Origin of the sequence: Microcystis sp. M083S1, from assembly GCF_020246405.1 — a bacterium.
GTDB classification, from domain to species: domain Bacteria; phylum Cyanobacteriota; class Cyanobacteriia; order Cyanobacteriales; family Microcystaceae; genus Microcystis; species Microcystis aeruginosa_C.
In genome coordinates, this window is sequence record NZ_JADBTB010000031.1 from 1 (window position 1) to 14,553 (window position 14,553).

The 14,553-nt window shown below is 42.6% G+C and carries 15 protein-coding genes, 1 tRNA gene and 1 pseudogene; 12 read left to right on the plus strand and 5 right to left on the minus strand.

Annotation, left to right across the window (positions count from 1 at the left end):
• The coding region (locus IM450_RS02885) for a DUF4351 domain-containing protein (RefSeq protein ID WP_287669061.1) at positions 1-340 on the plus strand (340 nt) is incomplete at its 5' end.
• A gap of 29 nt (positions 341-369) precedes the next feature.
• Here IM450_RS02885 and priA read toward each other — a convergent pair.
• On the minus strand, positions 370-2,859 hold the full coding sequence (priA, locus tag IM450_RS02890; protein ID WP_287669063.1) for a primosomal protein N': 2,490 nt from the start codon (positions 2,857-2,859) through the stop codon (positions 370-372).
• Positions 2,860-3,483: 624 nt separating this feature from the next.
• Here priA and IM450_RS02895 point away from each other — a divergent pair.
• The 3 genes from IM450_RS02895 to IM450_RS02900 all read left to right on the plus strand — a co-directional run bounded on the left by IM450_RS02895 (position 3,484) and on the right by IM450_RS02900 (position 6,117).
• On the plus strand, positions 3,484-4,617 hold the full coding sequence (locus tag IM450_RS02895) for an RNA polymerase sigma factor, RpoD/SigA family (RefSeq protein WP_002800464.1): 1,134 nt from the start codon (positions 3,484-3,486) through the stop codon (positions 4,615-4,617).
• A gap of 115 nt (positions 4,618-4,732) precedes the next feature.
• Positions 4,733-4,846, plus strand: coding sequence for a ribbon-helix-helix domain-containing protein (locus tag IM450_RS22650; protein ID WP_367401692.1), 114 nt, complete (start codon positions 4,733-4,735; stop codon positions 4,844-4,846).
• A 110-nt stretch (positions 4,847-4,956) separates the two neighbouring features.
• The gene (locus IM450_RS02900) at positions 4,957-6,117 is read left to right on the plus strand and encodes an aminotransferase class V-fold PLP-dependent enzyme (RefSeq protein WP_287669066.1); all 1,161 of its coding nucleotides are present in this window, start codon (positions 4,957-4,959) and stop codon (positions 6,115-6,117) included.
• 98 nt (positions 6,118-6,215) lie between these two features.
• Here IM450_RS02900 and IM450_RS02905 read toward each other — a convergent pair whose 3' ends face one another.
• Both IM450_RS02905 and ruvB read right to left on the minus strand, forming a co-directional pair.
• Positions 6,216-6,992 (minus strand): RNA polymerase sigma factor SigF, encoded by a 777-nt coding sequence (locus IM450_RS02905; RefSeq protein WP_002800460.1) that lies wholly within the window; start codon positions 6,990-6,992, stop codon positions 6,216-6,218.
• A 472-nt stretch (positions 6,993-7,464) separates the two neighbouring features.
• Complete coding sequence (gene ruvB / locus IM450_RS02910; protein WP_287669069.1) at positions 7,465-8,541, minus strand: Holliday junction branch migration DNA helicase RuvB; 1,077 nt, start codon at positions 8,539-8,541, stop codon at positions 7,465-7,467.
• A 23-nt stretch (positions 8,542-8,564) separates the two neighbouring features.
• On the opposite strand from ruvB, the gene hisF reads away from it, so the two are divergent.
• The 4 genes from hisF (at position 8,565) to IM450_RS02930 (ending at position 11,201) form a co-directional block, all read left to right on the plus strand.
• Positions 8,565-9,329 (plus strand): imidazole glycerol phosphate synthase subunit HisF, encoded by a 765-nt coding sequence (gene hisF, locus IM450_RS02915; RefSeq protein ID WP_002800458.1) that lies wholly within the window; start codon positions 8,565-8,567, stop codon positions 9,327-9,329.
• A gap of 252 nt (positions 9,330-9,581) precedes the next feature.
• Complete coding sequence (locus IM450_RS02920) at positions 9,582-9,782, plus strand: hypothetical protein (protein WP_002780857.1); 201 nt, start codon at positions 9,582-9,584, stop codon at positions 9,780-9,782.
• Between the two features lie 118 nt (positions 9,783-9,900).
• Positions 9,901-9,973, plus strand: a tRNA-Ala gene (locus IM450_RS02925).
• A 130-nt stretch (positions 9,974-10,103) separates the two neighbouring features.
• Positions 10,104-11,201 carry an AI-2E family transporter gene (locus IM450_RS02930; protein ID WP_287669081.1) on the plus strand — a complete coding sequence of 366 codons (1,098 nt, stop codon included), beginning with the start codon at positions 10,104-10,106 and terminating at the stop codon, positions 11,199-11,201.
• A 98-nt stretch (positions 11,202-11,299) separates the two neighbouring features.
• Here the strand turns inward: IM450_RS02930 and IM450_RS02935 are convergent, their stop codons facing one another.
• Positions 11,300-12,139: an ACT domain-containing protein gene (locus tag IM450_RS02935; RefSeq protein WP_287669073.1), complete on the minus strand. Its 840-nt coding sequence runs from the start codon at positions 12,137-12,139 to the stop codon at positions 11,300-11,302.
• Complete coding sequence (locus IM450_RS02940) at positions 12,132-12,350, minus strand: hypothetical protein (protein ID WP_157404720.1); 219 nt, start codon at positions 12,348-12,350, stop codon at positions 12,132-12,134. Before IM450_RS02940 ends, IM450_RS02935 begins: the two co-directional genes overlap by 8 nt.
• 11 nt (positions 12,351-12,361) lie before the next feature.
• Here IM450_RS02940 and IM450_RS02945 point away from each other — a divergent pair, with 11 nt between their 5' ends.
• The 4 genes and pseudogenes from IM450_RS02945 to IM450_RS02960 all read left to right on the plus strand — a co-directional run.
• On the plus strand, positions 12,362-12,604 hold the full coding sequence (locus IM450_RS02945) for an Asr1405/Asl0597 family protein (protein WP_002800455.1): 243 nt from the start codon (positions 12,362-12,364) through the stop codon (positions 12,602-12,604).
• A 44-nt stretch (positions 12,605-12,648) separates the two neighbouring features.
• Positions 12,649-13,224, plus strand: coding sequence for a (2Fe-2S) ferredoxin domain-containing protein (locus IM450_RS02950; protein WP_002800454.1), 576 nt, complete (start codon positions 12,649-12,651; stop codon positions 13,222-13,224).
• Between the two features lie 121 nt (positions 13,225-13,345).
• Positions 13,346-14,200 (plus strand): formyltetrahydrofolate deformylase, encoded by an 855-nt coding sequence (gene purU / locus IM450_RS02955; protein ID WP_002800452.1) that lies wholly within the window; start codon positions 13,346-13,348, stop codon positions 14,198-14,200.
• A gap of 113 nt (positions 14,201-14,313) precedes the next feature.
• Positions 14,314-14,553, plus strand: a pseudogene (locus IM450_RS02960) (DUF3782 domain-containing protein); the annotation flags it as partial.

Consider the following 14,553-nt stretch of genomic DNA (forward strand, 5'->3'; position numbering starts at 1 on the left):
ATTATCACCGAATAATCCCCTAAAATCGGCTTCCTTAAACTTATTGTATAATTTGAGTAGAAATTTAGAAGCGTTATCGAAAAAAACACAGGAGGATAGGGAATTTATTATGCGTTTAGCTCCACTTTACCAACAGGATAGGGAACAAGCGGTTCAGCAAGGTGAACAAAGAGGAGAAGCAAAGTTAGTCCTCCGTCAACTTCAGCGACGTTTCGGTGAAATACCCCAGAATCTAGAAGAAACCATCCGTAACCTTCCTGTGGAGCGGTTAGAAGACTTAGGACTCGCTTTATTAGACTTTAACACTTTGACAGATTTAGATAACTGGTTGCATCCGTGAACAATAGCGAGCGCATTATCCATCCTTGATTATTCTATCGTCAAGGGGTCCACATCGATCGCCATACTTACCTTGGGTAAAACTAAGCTTTTCAAAGGACGAAAAAGATCACCGATATCAGCCTTTTCTCCCGATAATTTTAACAGAATTTGCCAGCGATAACGGTTAGCCACGCGCATAATTGTTGCGGGTGCAGGTCCCAAAATATCCCAATCGGAACCCAAATTATTAACACATTCCTCCGCAACATTTTCGGCACTTTTCTGCACTGCTTCCCCATCTAAACCACTAAAGCGAATTAAGACTAAACTGCCGTAGGGAGGATAATTTAAGCTCTCTCTCTGCATTAATTCCGTCTCGACAAAACCCTCATAATCGTGGGTTTGTACTGCTCTAATCACAGGATGTTCAGGGGTATAGGTTTGGATAATTACCTTTCCTTCTCTTTCTCCCCTTCCTGCTCTCCCTGCTACTTGAGTTAGGGTTTGAAAAGCGCGTTCGGAGGCGCGATAATCAGAGTGATAAAGTAAACCATCGGCAGCCATAATTCCCACTAAAGTAACTCGCTCGATATCTAATCCTTTGGTGAGCATTTGGGTTCCAACTAGGACATCGAATTCACCATCAGTAAATAGTTTTAATAGTTCCCGGGGAGCATTTTTGTTGCGGGTGGTATCACTATCAAAACGCAAGCAGCGCAAATCGGGAAATTCTTTGGTTAATTCTTGGGTGACTCGCTGAGTGCCAGTGCCGAAAAATTTCAGATAGGGAGAACCGCATTCAGGACATTGTTTTGGATGAATGCGACCATAGTTACAGTAGTGACAGCGTAGTAATTCTTGCGCTCCCGGTTCGGTGTGGTGATAGGAGAGGGAGACATCACAGTGGGGACACTCTAGCACATAACCGCAACTTCGGCAAGATACAAAGGTACTATGTCCGCGGCGACTGACGAATAAAATTGCCTGTTCTCCCTTGTCGCGCAGGGTTTCCAGAGATGAACGCAGGGATTGACTAAACAGGGAACGATTGCCTCGTTGCAATTCCCTTCGCATATCGACGATTTCCACCCGCGGTAAGGGGCGATTTTGGATGCGATCGGGCAAAGATAGGTAAAGACTGGGATTAACTTGGGATTCTAGCCATGTTTCTAGGGATGGTGTGGCCGAGCCTAAAATTACGCGACAATGGTTTAATTGAGCGCGCCATTTAGCCACGGTACGCGCGTGATAGGTGGGGAGTAATTGGGTTTGTTTAAAGCTGCTATCGTGTTCTTCATCGAGGATAATCATGCCTAGGTGGGGTAAAGGGGCAAAAATCGCCGATCGCGTCCCGATAATGACTTGCGGGGTTCCTGTCAACATCTGTCGCCATGTATCGTATCTTTCCCCTTCCGAGAGGGCGCTATGATAAACATAGACTCGATCGCCAAAACGGGCCACAAAGCGATCGGTTAGTTGCGGTGTTAATCCAATTTCGGGGACTAAAACCAAGGCAGATTTACCCGCTGCCAGGACAGGTGCGATCGCCTGTAGATAAACTTCTGTTTTACCCGATCCTGTAACTCCGTGTAAGAGGACGCTTTCACCACCTTTCAGGGTTTGAATGGCTTCTAGGGCTTGTTTTTGACTAGAAGTGAGTGTTTTTGGTTGATCCCTGCTCATAATCGCCGAGGATAAGCGCAGAAATTCCCGATCCTCAATCACCACATAACCCTTGTCAATCAGCGGTTTAAAATGTTTTGTCCCCGCGAGTTGTGCCAATTCTGGCAGCCACATTTCTCCTCCCTGGTGGCGCAAGATTTCGACAATTTTGCGCTGATTTTCGGTTAAATCAGCAGGAAAGTCGGTTATTAGCAGGGTAATGGCTTTTTTTAGCTTAATATTAGGATTTTTGGGCGCTTCTAGATAGCTTTCTACCCAACCGCGCTTAACTAAGTCTCGGATACCGTAATTGGCATTTTTTACCTTTTCTTGCAGGTATTTCGCCGAATAATCGCCTTCTTTTTGATTTTTGAGCAGGGATAAAATCTGACGGGAGAGGGGAGTACAAAAAACTTCCGCACCGGGGGGAATCGCTTCTGGTTTTAATCTGATGCGACGTTGGGAACTTCGCAGTAAACCCGTAGGTAAAGCGACGCGAACAACGGTGATTAAATCCGTTGCGTAGTATTGGGCGATTTTAGTCAATAACTGCCAATAATTATCGGGGAAAAAGCCCTTAGTAATCACATCTTCCACGGGACGAATTTGATTTTCTTCTAGTCCTGCGGGCAAATTTTCGAGAAATCTAAGAGCAATTCCCCCAATTACCTGAGAACCGAAGGGAACGCTTAAAATATCGCCAATTTCTACCGTTAAATCGGGAGGGATACTATAGGTTAATATTTGCTGATCCTCTTGACTATCTCTAGGATAAGGGCGATCGACCAAAACCTCTAACCACGGTTGTCCAGTTGTGGTTAATTGGTAAGGTGTGCGAGGTTCCGCTACAGTTAGAGTAGCACAGCGATCGAGCATGGTTATCAGTTATCAGTTATCAGTGGGAAGTGGGAAGTGGGGAGTGGGAAGTGGGGAGTGGGAAGTGGGGAGATCACTCGCGTTGCGGGGGGGGGGAGAATAGGGTATTTAAATTATAGTTTAAAGCTTGAGGGGAATAAAAATAGCTAATTTTGTCTAAAAACACTTTAAATATTGCTTTTTTGCCCGCAAATTTTGATTTTTAGCCCGTGAAATCTTTCCAAATGATAATTATTGACTATTAGCTATTGAATCAAAGCATAGTTAGTCAAAACTTGAGAATAGTTCTCAATAAAAAAAGCGAAGAATAGTCATAAAAAGCTGACTGCTATCTTGATTGTTAAGAAGCGTGATCTTTACCTAGTCAAATACCAAAAACCTTAGTTAGAGTGTATGAGTAGAAACACAAAAAGTTCCTCCCATTCACCAGAAAATCTTATTGTCTGGTTCGGCGATTTGTAACCATCGACACAGAATCGCGCAATTATATCCCAGAAATTGCCGCCATTAATTAAGAAAACGTTTAAAAAATCTGCTCCCCGAAAATTCAATGTAACAATCAGCCCATTGGGAGAAACCGAGTTTTTCCCCGCTATTATAACCCCACTCCATCCATAACTGCTTATGAAAATCTCTAAACTAGCCTCTGATGATAATTTTAATCAAATCATTGCCCTGGAGACAAATCCTTTAGAACTAGACAGCGTGGATTTTGCTGAAAGAACTGACGAAGATCTGACTGAACCTTTACCGGAAACCCTAAAAACCACTCGTGGGGGTAGTGGAACTGGATACGATAAAGGCAGCAATGAAGATACTGTTGGAGCATTTTTTAAAGAAATGGCCCGTTATCCCCTGCTTAATGCGGAAGAAGAAATTGAATTAGCCTACTCGGTTAAGTTTCTGATGGAAGCGGAAGAAGTGCGCCAAAAACTACAGGAAAATTTACATCGTCCCCCGACAAAAACGGAATGGGCGATCGCTTTACAATTAGATAATGAACGTCAACTGGAAAACCGTCTTTATCGGGGAAGAACAGCTAAACGGAAAATGATTCGTTCTAATTTGCGCTTGGTGGTTTCTATCGCTAAACGCTATTTAAATCGCGGGGTTCCTTTCTTAGATTTAATTCAAGAAGGTGCGATCGGACTCAACCGTGCGGCCGAAAAATTCGATCCCAATAAAGGTTATAAATTCTCTACCTATGCTTATTGGTGGATTCGACAAGCAATCACCCGCACCATTGCTAACGATGCGCGTACAATTCGTTTACCGATTCACATTGTCGAAAAACTCAATAAACTCAAAAAAGCGCAGCGCATTCTCAAGCAAGATTTACAACGCAATCCCAATGAACGGGAACTCGCGGAAGCGTTGGAAATGACTCCCGAACAATTGCGGCAATTATTACAATTGCGTCGTCAATCTCTCTCTTTAAATCATCGTGTAGGGAAGGGAGAAGATACGGAATTAGTGGATCTGTTGGAAGATGATGATCTACAACTTCCCGAAGATAAAATGAATGAGATGATGATGCGTCAGGAAATTTTCGCAGTTTTAAGTGATGTTCTCACCGAACGGGAAAAAGATGTTATCTCTCTCCGTTATGGTTTAGCTACCAGTCAACCCTATACCCTAGAGGAAGTGGGGGGAATGTTCAATTTATCTCGCGAACGAGTACGTCAAATTCAAACTAAAGCGATGCGAAAATTACGTCGTCCTCAAGTCGCGCGTCGTCTGAAAGGATGGTTACATTAATAATTTTTTCTAACTCGTTCTCTCCCCTCTCCTTTTTCCTGGAGAGCTTTTTTTGTCGATATTTAGCTTAAAATTAAGATAAAGTTGATTTTCTCAGTAGATGGTCATAATACCTATGAACGTACATCTTACCCCACAACAAGAGCATCTAATCCAACAGAAAGTGAAAACGGGAAAATATCAATCTCCCGAAGATGAATACGAACGTTTTCAACCCATCGGAGATTAATCTAAAATGGGTGGTTATATCATAAATATACTAGCTATTCAGTCTCTGAATACAATAGGCAATTTTTCAGCTATTTTTTCTAGTTTTGAATAAAATCAAATTAATTCAATATGTCTAAAAATTCTTGGTTAATTCCCGATAATATTTATTTTCTCAACCATGGTTCCTATGGTGCAACCCCTAGAATAGTCTTGGATTATCAGCAACAATTGCGGGAACGAATGGAAAGGCAACCTTTAGCATTTTTGGGGAGAGAATTAGAGGGTTTATTAGATATTGCTAGGCAAAAATTAGCGGATTTAGTCAGTGTAAATAGCGATGATTTAGTCTTTGTTCCCAATGCAACCACAGCAGTGAATGCGGTGTTAAATTCCTTAACTTTTCAGGAAAATGAGGAAATTCTGATCACCGATCAAACCTATAATGCTTGTGCTAATGCAGTTAAACATATAGCTAAAAGATGGGGTTTAAAGGTAATTATCGCTAAAATTCCCTTTCCTGTGCAGTCTCCTTTAGAAATTAGTCAAGCGATTTTAGCATCAGTTTCTCCCCGGACAAAATTAGTAGTTTTAGATCATGTCACCAGTCCCACGGCCTTAATTTGGCCAATCGCAGAAATTGTGCAAGAATTAAATAATCAGGGTATTGATACTCTCATCGATGGCGCTCATGCTTTAGGTTTTTTACCCCTTAATATCGGGGCAATTAATCCCACCTATTATACTGCTAATTGTCATAAGTGGTTATGTAGTGCCAAGGGGGCTGCTTTTCTCTATGTGCGCAGGGATAAACAGGCAATAATTCGACCTTTAACTATTAGCCATGGAGCGAATTCCCCTCGACAAGATCGCTCCCGTTTTCAGTTAGAATTTGCTTGGATGGGAACCGATGATCCCACCGCTTATTTATCAGTGCCAAAAGCGATCGAGTTTTTAAATTCTCTCTCTATTGATGGTTTACTAGGTCTGATGGCGAGGAATCATAATTTGGTTTTAAAAGCCAGAAATTTACTTTGTCGTGCCTTAGAGGTCAATTATCCCTGTCCAGAATCAATGATCGGATCGATGTCTTCAATTCTAATTCCTAGTTATGCTTGGGCAGCAGAAGATTTATCTAGACAACTGTGGGAAAAATATCAGATCGAATTGCCGATAATTCCCTGGGGAGAAGCATCATTAATTGTGAGAATTTCTGCTCACTACTATAATTCGATCGAGCAGTATGAATATTTAGCTGGGGTTTTGAATTACTTGCTATTGGAGCTAAGATAAGCGGGGAGCATCGGAGCAGGGAAAAAAATCCATAACTGAGTTTTTAAAGTTGAATTGGGAGTTAATAACGGACTTGCTATGATAACCGAATAATTGGGCTAAAATGCCTCTTGGACCATAGTTTCCTTGAGCATTTCTAAACCCTTTTTCACCCGACGGGAGACGGTAACAACACTAATGCCTAATTGTTCGGCGGTTTCCCGTTGAGTAAGATCCTTCAGGAAGACAAATTCGAGAATATGACGGGTTTTGTCTTCTAATTGAGCCAGTGCTTGTTGTAAACGAATGCGATCCTCTTGACAAAGTTGAAAGCTGCGATAACCGGGATCGGGAATGAGGTCTTTTAAACAAGTATTATTATCTTCATCGTTATTAACCGTCGCATCGAGACTGAGGGGTTCACGGTTTTGGAAAGCCAGTTTTACCTCTTGCCATTCTTCGAGCGAAATATTTAAAGCGAGGGAGATTTCTGTATCATTGGGTTGACGATTGTGGATAGTTTGGAAATCCCGACGCATATTTGTCGCTTGTCTGCCTAAATCTAACCAACGGCGAGGAATCCGAACCGTGTAACCCTTATCGCGCAGATAGTGTTGAATTTCGCCGCGAATATAGGGAATAGCGAAGGAACTAAAAGCATGACCTTTGCTGCTGTCAAAACGCTTGATCGCCCGAATTAGTCCCATACAGCCAACCTGCACTAAATCTTCGTAGTTTTCATGGCATTGATTGACCCAATGATGAGCTTCCCTTCTGACTAATCCTAGGTTTAACCGTATAATTTGATCCCGTAACTTATTATCCCCTGTTTTTTGGTATTTTTGAAACAGGGTAAGAGTTTCCAGTTTAAGATTTTCTTTATTTGGGACAGACATAGGGCGTTAACAGACTTAAAAAATTATTGACTATAAAAGCTCACTATTGCATAGCTTTGACCAATCCCAATACAGTCTGGATTAGAAGCGGCAAGCAATGACAACAATGTAACTTACTACGATCTTGATCATACTGTCTTTACACAAGGGCTTGTGTGATTTCAAGCAGTCAAGGCAGTATTTAAAGACACAAGTGAGCTAAAACGCTGTAATTAGTCAGCGCAATAAGAATTGTTAAGTACCTAAGCAAAATTAATTACACATATCTAACCACCTCTTGCCTCTTGCCCCTTGCCCCTTGCCTATCTTCACTAGGAAATTAATTTTGCACGACTACTTAACTGAGAAGGGACGGAAGCGACCAGATTATTCCTACAGCCTTTATCGTAAAGGTGAAGTATAGATTAAACCTTGCCGAAGAGCCGGATTTCAAAGGACACAAGTGAGCTAAAACGCTGTAATATCTAGAAAACTATAACTCAAACAAAGGTAAACTCCGATCATTCTTTTTCGGCAATTTCGCCAGTAAACCTAAATGTTCGTAGGCGGCTGCCGTCACCACGCGACCCCGGGCAGTACGATTAAGATAACCTATTTGTAATAAATAAGGCTCATACACCTCCTCGATCGTCTTGGCATCTTCTCCCGTGGCTGCCGCTACCGCTTCCAATCCCACGGGTCTGCCTTGAAACTGTTCGATCATCGTCTTTAATACTAATCGATCGGTCCAATCTAAACCCATAGAATCCACATTTAATTGATTTAATCCCTCAGCGGCTAACTGGGGGGTAATCATAGTTTCTCCCTTCACCTGCACATAGTCGCGCACCCGTTTTAATAAACGATTGGCAATGCGTGGAGTTCCCCGACCGCGACGGGCAATTTCGATCGCACCCGCTTCAGTCATGGGAATATTAAAAATAGTGGCACTTCGGAGAATAATTGTGGTTAATTCCTCAACTGTATAGAAACGCAGACGTTGAATCATGCCAAAACGGTCGCGCAAAGGCGAAGTTAAAGAGCCAACTTTGGTAGTAGCACCGATTAAAGTAAAGGGAGGTAAGGAAATACTGCGAATTTTTGCCGCTTGACCCTTGCCAATCGTCACATCTAGGCGATAATCCTCCATCGCTGGGTATAATAACTCCTCCGTTACCCGATTCAGTCGATGAATTTCGTCGATAAAAAGAATATCCCGGGGTTGAAGATTGATCAGGATGCCGGTAATGTCCCGGGGACGCTCTAAAGCGGGGGCGGCAGTAATGCGGCAATTTACTCCCATCTCAGCCGCTAAAATTAAAGCCATGGTGGTTTTTCCTAACCCCGGCGGTCCGTAGAAGAGCAAATGATCGATCGCTTCTTGTCTAGCTTTGGCCGCGGCGATGGTGACTTTTAGATTAGCCTTTAAGTCCTGTTGACCGATATAATCCTCTAGGGATTGCGGACGAATCTGCGCTTCTGCTTTTTCCGTTTCTTCTATAGTGGGATTGGGAGTGAGCAGATTTTCCTCGGCAGCCGGGGTGGAATTATGCGATCGTTTGATGGCCATTGTTACAATCAAGAGTCTAGGATATGTTAGCGAAGCGGATTTTGCCTTGTTTGGATGTCAATAAAGGTCGGGTAGTTAAAGGGGTTAATTTTGTCAATCTTCAGGATGCTGGCGACCCCGTGGAGTTGGCCCGCTTGTATAATCAGGCAGGGGCTGATGAGTTGGTTTTTCTTGATATTACTGCTACCCATGAAGATCGCGACACGATTATTGATGTAGTCTATCGCACGGCGGAACAGGTTTTTATTCCTCTGACAGTGGGTGGGGGCATCCAATCCTTAGAAAATATTAAAAATTTGTTAAGAGCCGGGGCCGATAAAGTCAGCATTAACTCGGCTGCCGTGCGCGAGCCGGAATTGCTCGATCGAGCCAGCGATCGCTTTGGGAAACAGTGCATTGTGGTGGCGATCGATGCTAGACGACGTAAGGATGTGCATAACCCCGGTTGGGAGGTTTATGTTCGGGGTGGACGCGAAAATACGGGTATTGATGCTTTATTATGGGCCCAAGAAGTGGAAAAACGCGGGGCAGGTGAGTTGTTAGTTACCAGTATGGATGCCGACGGCACGCAAGCGGGTTATGATCTGGAATTGACAAAAGCGATCGCTGAAAGGGTGGAGATTCCTGTGATTGCTTCGGGAGGAGCGGGTAATTGTCAGCATATTTACGAAGCATTGACGGAAGGGCGGGCAGAAGCTGCTTTATTGGCTTCTTTGCTCCATTATGGTCAATTAACCATCGCTGAGGTCAAAAATTATCTGCACAATCAACAAGTACCCGTGCGTTAGCCAGGGAAAATGAGGGCAAGATTAGCAGAACTTAATCTCGTGATTGAGTCGGTTAATGTTATTAGTTGCTGCCGATTTCTTCGGACTGAAACCCAAGAAGAGCAAGGTTTACAGCTATTACTGAAAGCTAATGGCTGACGGCTGCCAGCCGCGATCGAGCAACCGGCAAAAATCCCTGTTTTTAACTTCAGTCCGATTATCCCCAGGGAAAATTATGTATTAGAATAGAGGAAAGTTAACAAAATTTAAAATATGTTAGTTCCGATTCTCATCTTTGACCTCGGTCTTGTGGCTTGGTCATTGCATCTGATGCAGCAAGCGTTCGACAAGCAAGAGTTTTCCTTGATGCTGGCGGGAACCTTAGTGGCAGCAGCGGCAGTGGCTATGTTAGTAGTTTATTTCCTCATGGGTCACTGTTTAACCTATTTAACCCAAATTTCGGCTCCTGTCTAAATGGGGGCAATTTTTTCACCATTGTCAATGAGCGATCGCCTTTTGATTGACAAATTTTTTTCTCGTCACCCCTTGACAAAATGATTCTATTTAAGCTATATTCAAAAATGGTCTTCGCGGGGTTATAGCTCAGTTGGTAGAGCACCTCAATGGCATTGAGGGGGTCAGCGGTTCGAATCCGCTTAGCTCCATACAGTTAGGATAAGAGTTTCAGGGTTACTGGAACCAAAAAAGTAACGAGGAGATGCTAGATTGAAAGAGGATTTCTGGTTAGAAAAGTCTCTTTTTACCTCGATACTCTCTCAGGACAAAATTAGTTATATGATAGAGCTTTTTAAGCAACTACCTCGTTGGTTGCGGCTAAGTCTAGTTTTTCCGCTCTTATTTCTCAATGGTTGGTTATTATTCCAATTATTTAGCTACCTAGAACCCTTAGTCAGTATTTTTGTCACTGCTAGTTTACTAGCTTTTGTCTTAGATGTTCCCATCAAACTGCTGCAAAGACGCGGGGTTAATCGCAGTGGTTCGATCGCTATTGTCTTTTTAATTGCCCTATTAATTTTGATTGTTTTAGGTTTAATTTTAATTCCCCAGATTGTCGAACAATTAAGCAGTTTAATCAATAGTTTGCCCCAGTGGATCGAGTCGGGAACCGAACAGATACAAAATTTAGAAAAGTGGGATAAAACTCAGAAATATGCGATTTATATCGAGCAATCAATCACCCAGTTATCGGAACGACTAACCAATGTTTTACAAACTCTTAGCACTCAATTACTAAGCTTTGTGCTGGGAACTATCAACAGTATCCTAAACATTCTCTTTGTTCTAGTTCTCACCGTCTTTCTGGTTCTCTATGGCGAACAAATTTGGGAGGGAATTTTAAGTTGGATTCCCTCTCCCTGGAATTTCAAATTAAGAACGATTATTCGTCAAACTTTTGAAACCTATTTTGCCGGTCAAACCATTTTAGCGGGAATTCTCAGCCTTGCTCAAATTTTTGTTTTTGTGGTTCTCAAGGTTGATTATGCCCTATTATTCGGGGTGGCGATCGGTCTAACTACATTAATTCCTTTTGCCAGTGCCTTCACCATTATTGGCATTAGTACCCTACTGATGTTTCAAGATTTTTGGCTAGGATTAAAGGTTTTGACCCTGACTATTATTGTCGGTCAAATTAATGATAATGTCATCGCCCCTCGGTTAATGGGAGGTATGATCGGACTTAATCCCGTCTGGATTATTCTATCTCTTTTTATCGGGGGCAAAGTGGCAGGAATTCTCGGTTTATTGATAGCAGTTCCCATCGCTAGTGTGCTGAAAAGTACCATTGATATCATCCGCTCCCAGCAGCGGGAAAAAGAACCGGTAGTTTTCCTAGAAGAAACGGTGAAAAATTCCTCGGAGGAGAGCAAATAATCATAAATCCTGTTTTTTCAGTGAACAGTAAACAGTAATGAGTGAATTGAAAACTCACATCTGCTAACTGCTAACTGATAACTGATAACTGATAACTGTTATGAGCGGCTAATTTCTTCGAGAATAGCCATCGCTTCCGTCACCCTATCCCTAGGGATAAATAAATGATCGTGATAATAACCAGAAATGACATTGACGCTAATTGCTGCTGCGGCCAGTTTCTCGCTAATCACCGCTAAAAATCCCACCGCCGCTAAACTAGAATGCACAGAAAGAGTAATTTGTCTATAAATATATTTGTACTGCAAGCTTGTGCGATCAGCTTGCTGACGGGGAATAATCACCGTTAGGCCTTCCTCTTCCTGAAATTGGCAGATAGGGGTTAATTGTAGCTGTTCTAGTTCTGTTGCTGTTAGGGAAGAAAAAACGAATTCTTCGGTATTTAGGATTGGTTTCAGGGATTGGAGCAGAATATCGAGATTAGTTTCACCTTCCTTCGGTTTTTCTGGCGATTTTTTCGCCTCGTCCATACAATGATTGGCAGCAGCGTCAGCCAAACTATTTTTAGCTCGTTCAATCCAGCGCCAGCTAATGCGATCGAATTGGGCGACTAATTGACAAGTACGCTGATAAAAGGGACGTAAACTATCGCTTTTTACCTTCCAGTCTCCCTTAACTTGATTAATGACTAATTGACTATCTCCGCGAATTTCTAGGCTTTTTAAGCCTAATTCTTGGGCTTTTTCCAATCCAATAATCAATCCCGTGTATTCAGCCTCGTTATTAGTGGCTCTCTCCATATATCTAGTCGTTGTCAAGGAATTACCCTCGGCTAAAACTATTACCGCTGCACCGGCTGCGCTCCCCGGATTGCCGCGAGAACCACCATCAAAATAGAGAATTGCTGAATTATCGGTTTTTTGAGCTTTTTTATCCATAATTTTCGTTAATAAATCTTGTTATCTCCATTTTTATCTCTTTGACAATTCTAGGCGGTAGGGATTCCGGGATCGGCAAAGCGGACAAGCAAGATTTTAGCTGATCGCCGCTGCCGGGTAACTTTTTTTTCTTCGGGTTATTGACAATTATTTGCAGTTGTCGGTTATACTGAGAACAGCAGCCTAGAGTTATATTGCTAATAGTTCTCAATTAAAAGCCCCATGGGTATAGACAAATGGCCATCGGAAGGTGAGAAAATCTTCAATATTAGTGCTTGGGATCCCTGGCAGGTCTACCACTGGCTCCAGACCCTAGACATTGAATGTAAATGCTCGCTCCATCAGCTTTTGCCAGTTCGCATCGAGGGACAGGATCAACTTTTACAGCTGTGGATTGTCCTGCGATGGGTAGAGGCTTCCCAAGGCTGTTTAATCCCTTGGCTGGAAACCTGTTGGCGGGTATAATCCTTGAGAAAAATTAGCAATCTGAGAGTAAAAAGTGAGAAAGTATGTCAAAATCTGTAACTACCATGGTTCCCTTTCAAGTGGTCGGTCAATTCCTCGGTTTTGTCCTCAAGGACGGATATAAGGTAAAATACCTGAGAATCAGTGTTGATAAACGGGAATATTGGTTTAAGCCCGAAAAACCACTGCGAGACCACATACCTCTCAATATTGCTCTCCACTCATGGCTAAAAGTGACGGGAGAAAGTAGTCTTTGTTCAAAAAAGGGAAAATTAAAACTGAGGGTACTAGGGATCGAGCATTTATCTGGCGAAAAAACCCCAGAAGTCGCCCCGGCAAAAGCTAAAAAAGCCACCGTCTTAATCTGTCAGAAGTCCGATTGTTGGAAAAATGGCGGTGCGAGAGTCTGCCAAAGGTTAGAGAGTGGTTTAGAGGAAAAAGGACTGGGAGAAGCGGTGAATATTAAATTAACTGGCTGTTTAAAACAGTGCAAAAAAGGGCCGAATCTGGTGGTTATGCCCGATAAAAAGCATTATAATCAGGTAGCTCCCCAAGATGTCCCCTCCCTAATCGAGCGGCATTTTGCCACTTCTGAGCAAGGGAATAGCCTATCAGTTTAACCGGAAATTTAATCGGCGATCGCTATTGACAAACGATCTTTTTTGTGTATCAAAGGGACGAAGTGCCTAAAATTGTAATAAATTAGGGGTAGAAAAAGTCAATTCTTGCCACCGATAATTTATGACTGCTGCCACTGCAACCTTGTTAATTTCTTGTCCCGACCAGATTGGTCTGGTGGCGAAAATCGCTAATTTTATCTACGCTAATGGCGGCAATATTATCCATGCTGACCAACACACGGATTTTTCGGCGGGATTGTTTCTGATGCGGATAGAATGGCAATTAGAAGGGTTTAATTTACCCCGTGGGATGATCGAACCAGCTTTCGCCGCTATTGCCAAACCTTTGCAGGCTAGTTGGTCCTTACATTTTTCCGATACTGTCCCGCGTCTAGCTATTTGGGTGACAAAACAGGATCATTGTCTCCTCGATTTATTATGGCGACAACACGGGGGAGAAATTAGGGCAGAAATTCCTTTAATTATTAGCAATCATCCAGAATTACACTCAGTTGCCAATCAATTTGGTATTGATTTTTATCATCTTCCCGTTACCGCCGAAACCAAGATTGAACAGGAAGCCAGACAATTAGAGTTACTGCGGCAATACCAGATAGATTTAGTGATTTTAGCTAAATATATGCAGGTTCTCACCCCAGATTTTATTAACTTTTTCCCCAATATTATCAATATTCATCATTCTTTTTTACCGGCTTTTGCGGGAGCCAATCCCTATCAACGGGCCTACGATCGAGGGGTAAAAATTATTGGAGCTACCGCCCATTATATCACTGCCGATCTCGATCAGGGGCCGATTATCGAGCAGGATGTGGTCAGAGTTAGCCATCGCGATACCGTAGGAGATTTAATTCGTCAAGGTAAGGATTTAGAAAGGGTGGTGTTAGCGCGAGCGGTACGTTTACACTTGCAAAATCGCGTTTTGGTTTACGCTAATCGCACGGTAGTATTCGCTTAAAATGGGATAAGATGTACTTGACAAAAAAGAGAGCATTGAAGCTTAAAAATTAGGAATTATCGGCGCAATTGACTAAAATAGTAATAGACCAGATCAGAAGGAAAAAATTATCTATGGCAACTACATCCGAAGACGTATGGCAACTCTTAGCCGAATTAACTACCGCTCAAAAAGAAACTGACCGACAACTCAAGGAAACTGACCGACAACTTAAGGAAGTTAGTCAACAACAGAAGGAGACTGAACTACTATTGAAGGAAGTTAGTCAACAACAGAAGGAAAACGCCCAACAACAGAAAGAAACTGACAAACAACTCAAAGAACTGGGCAAACAAATTGGGGGACTCGGTGCA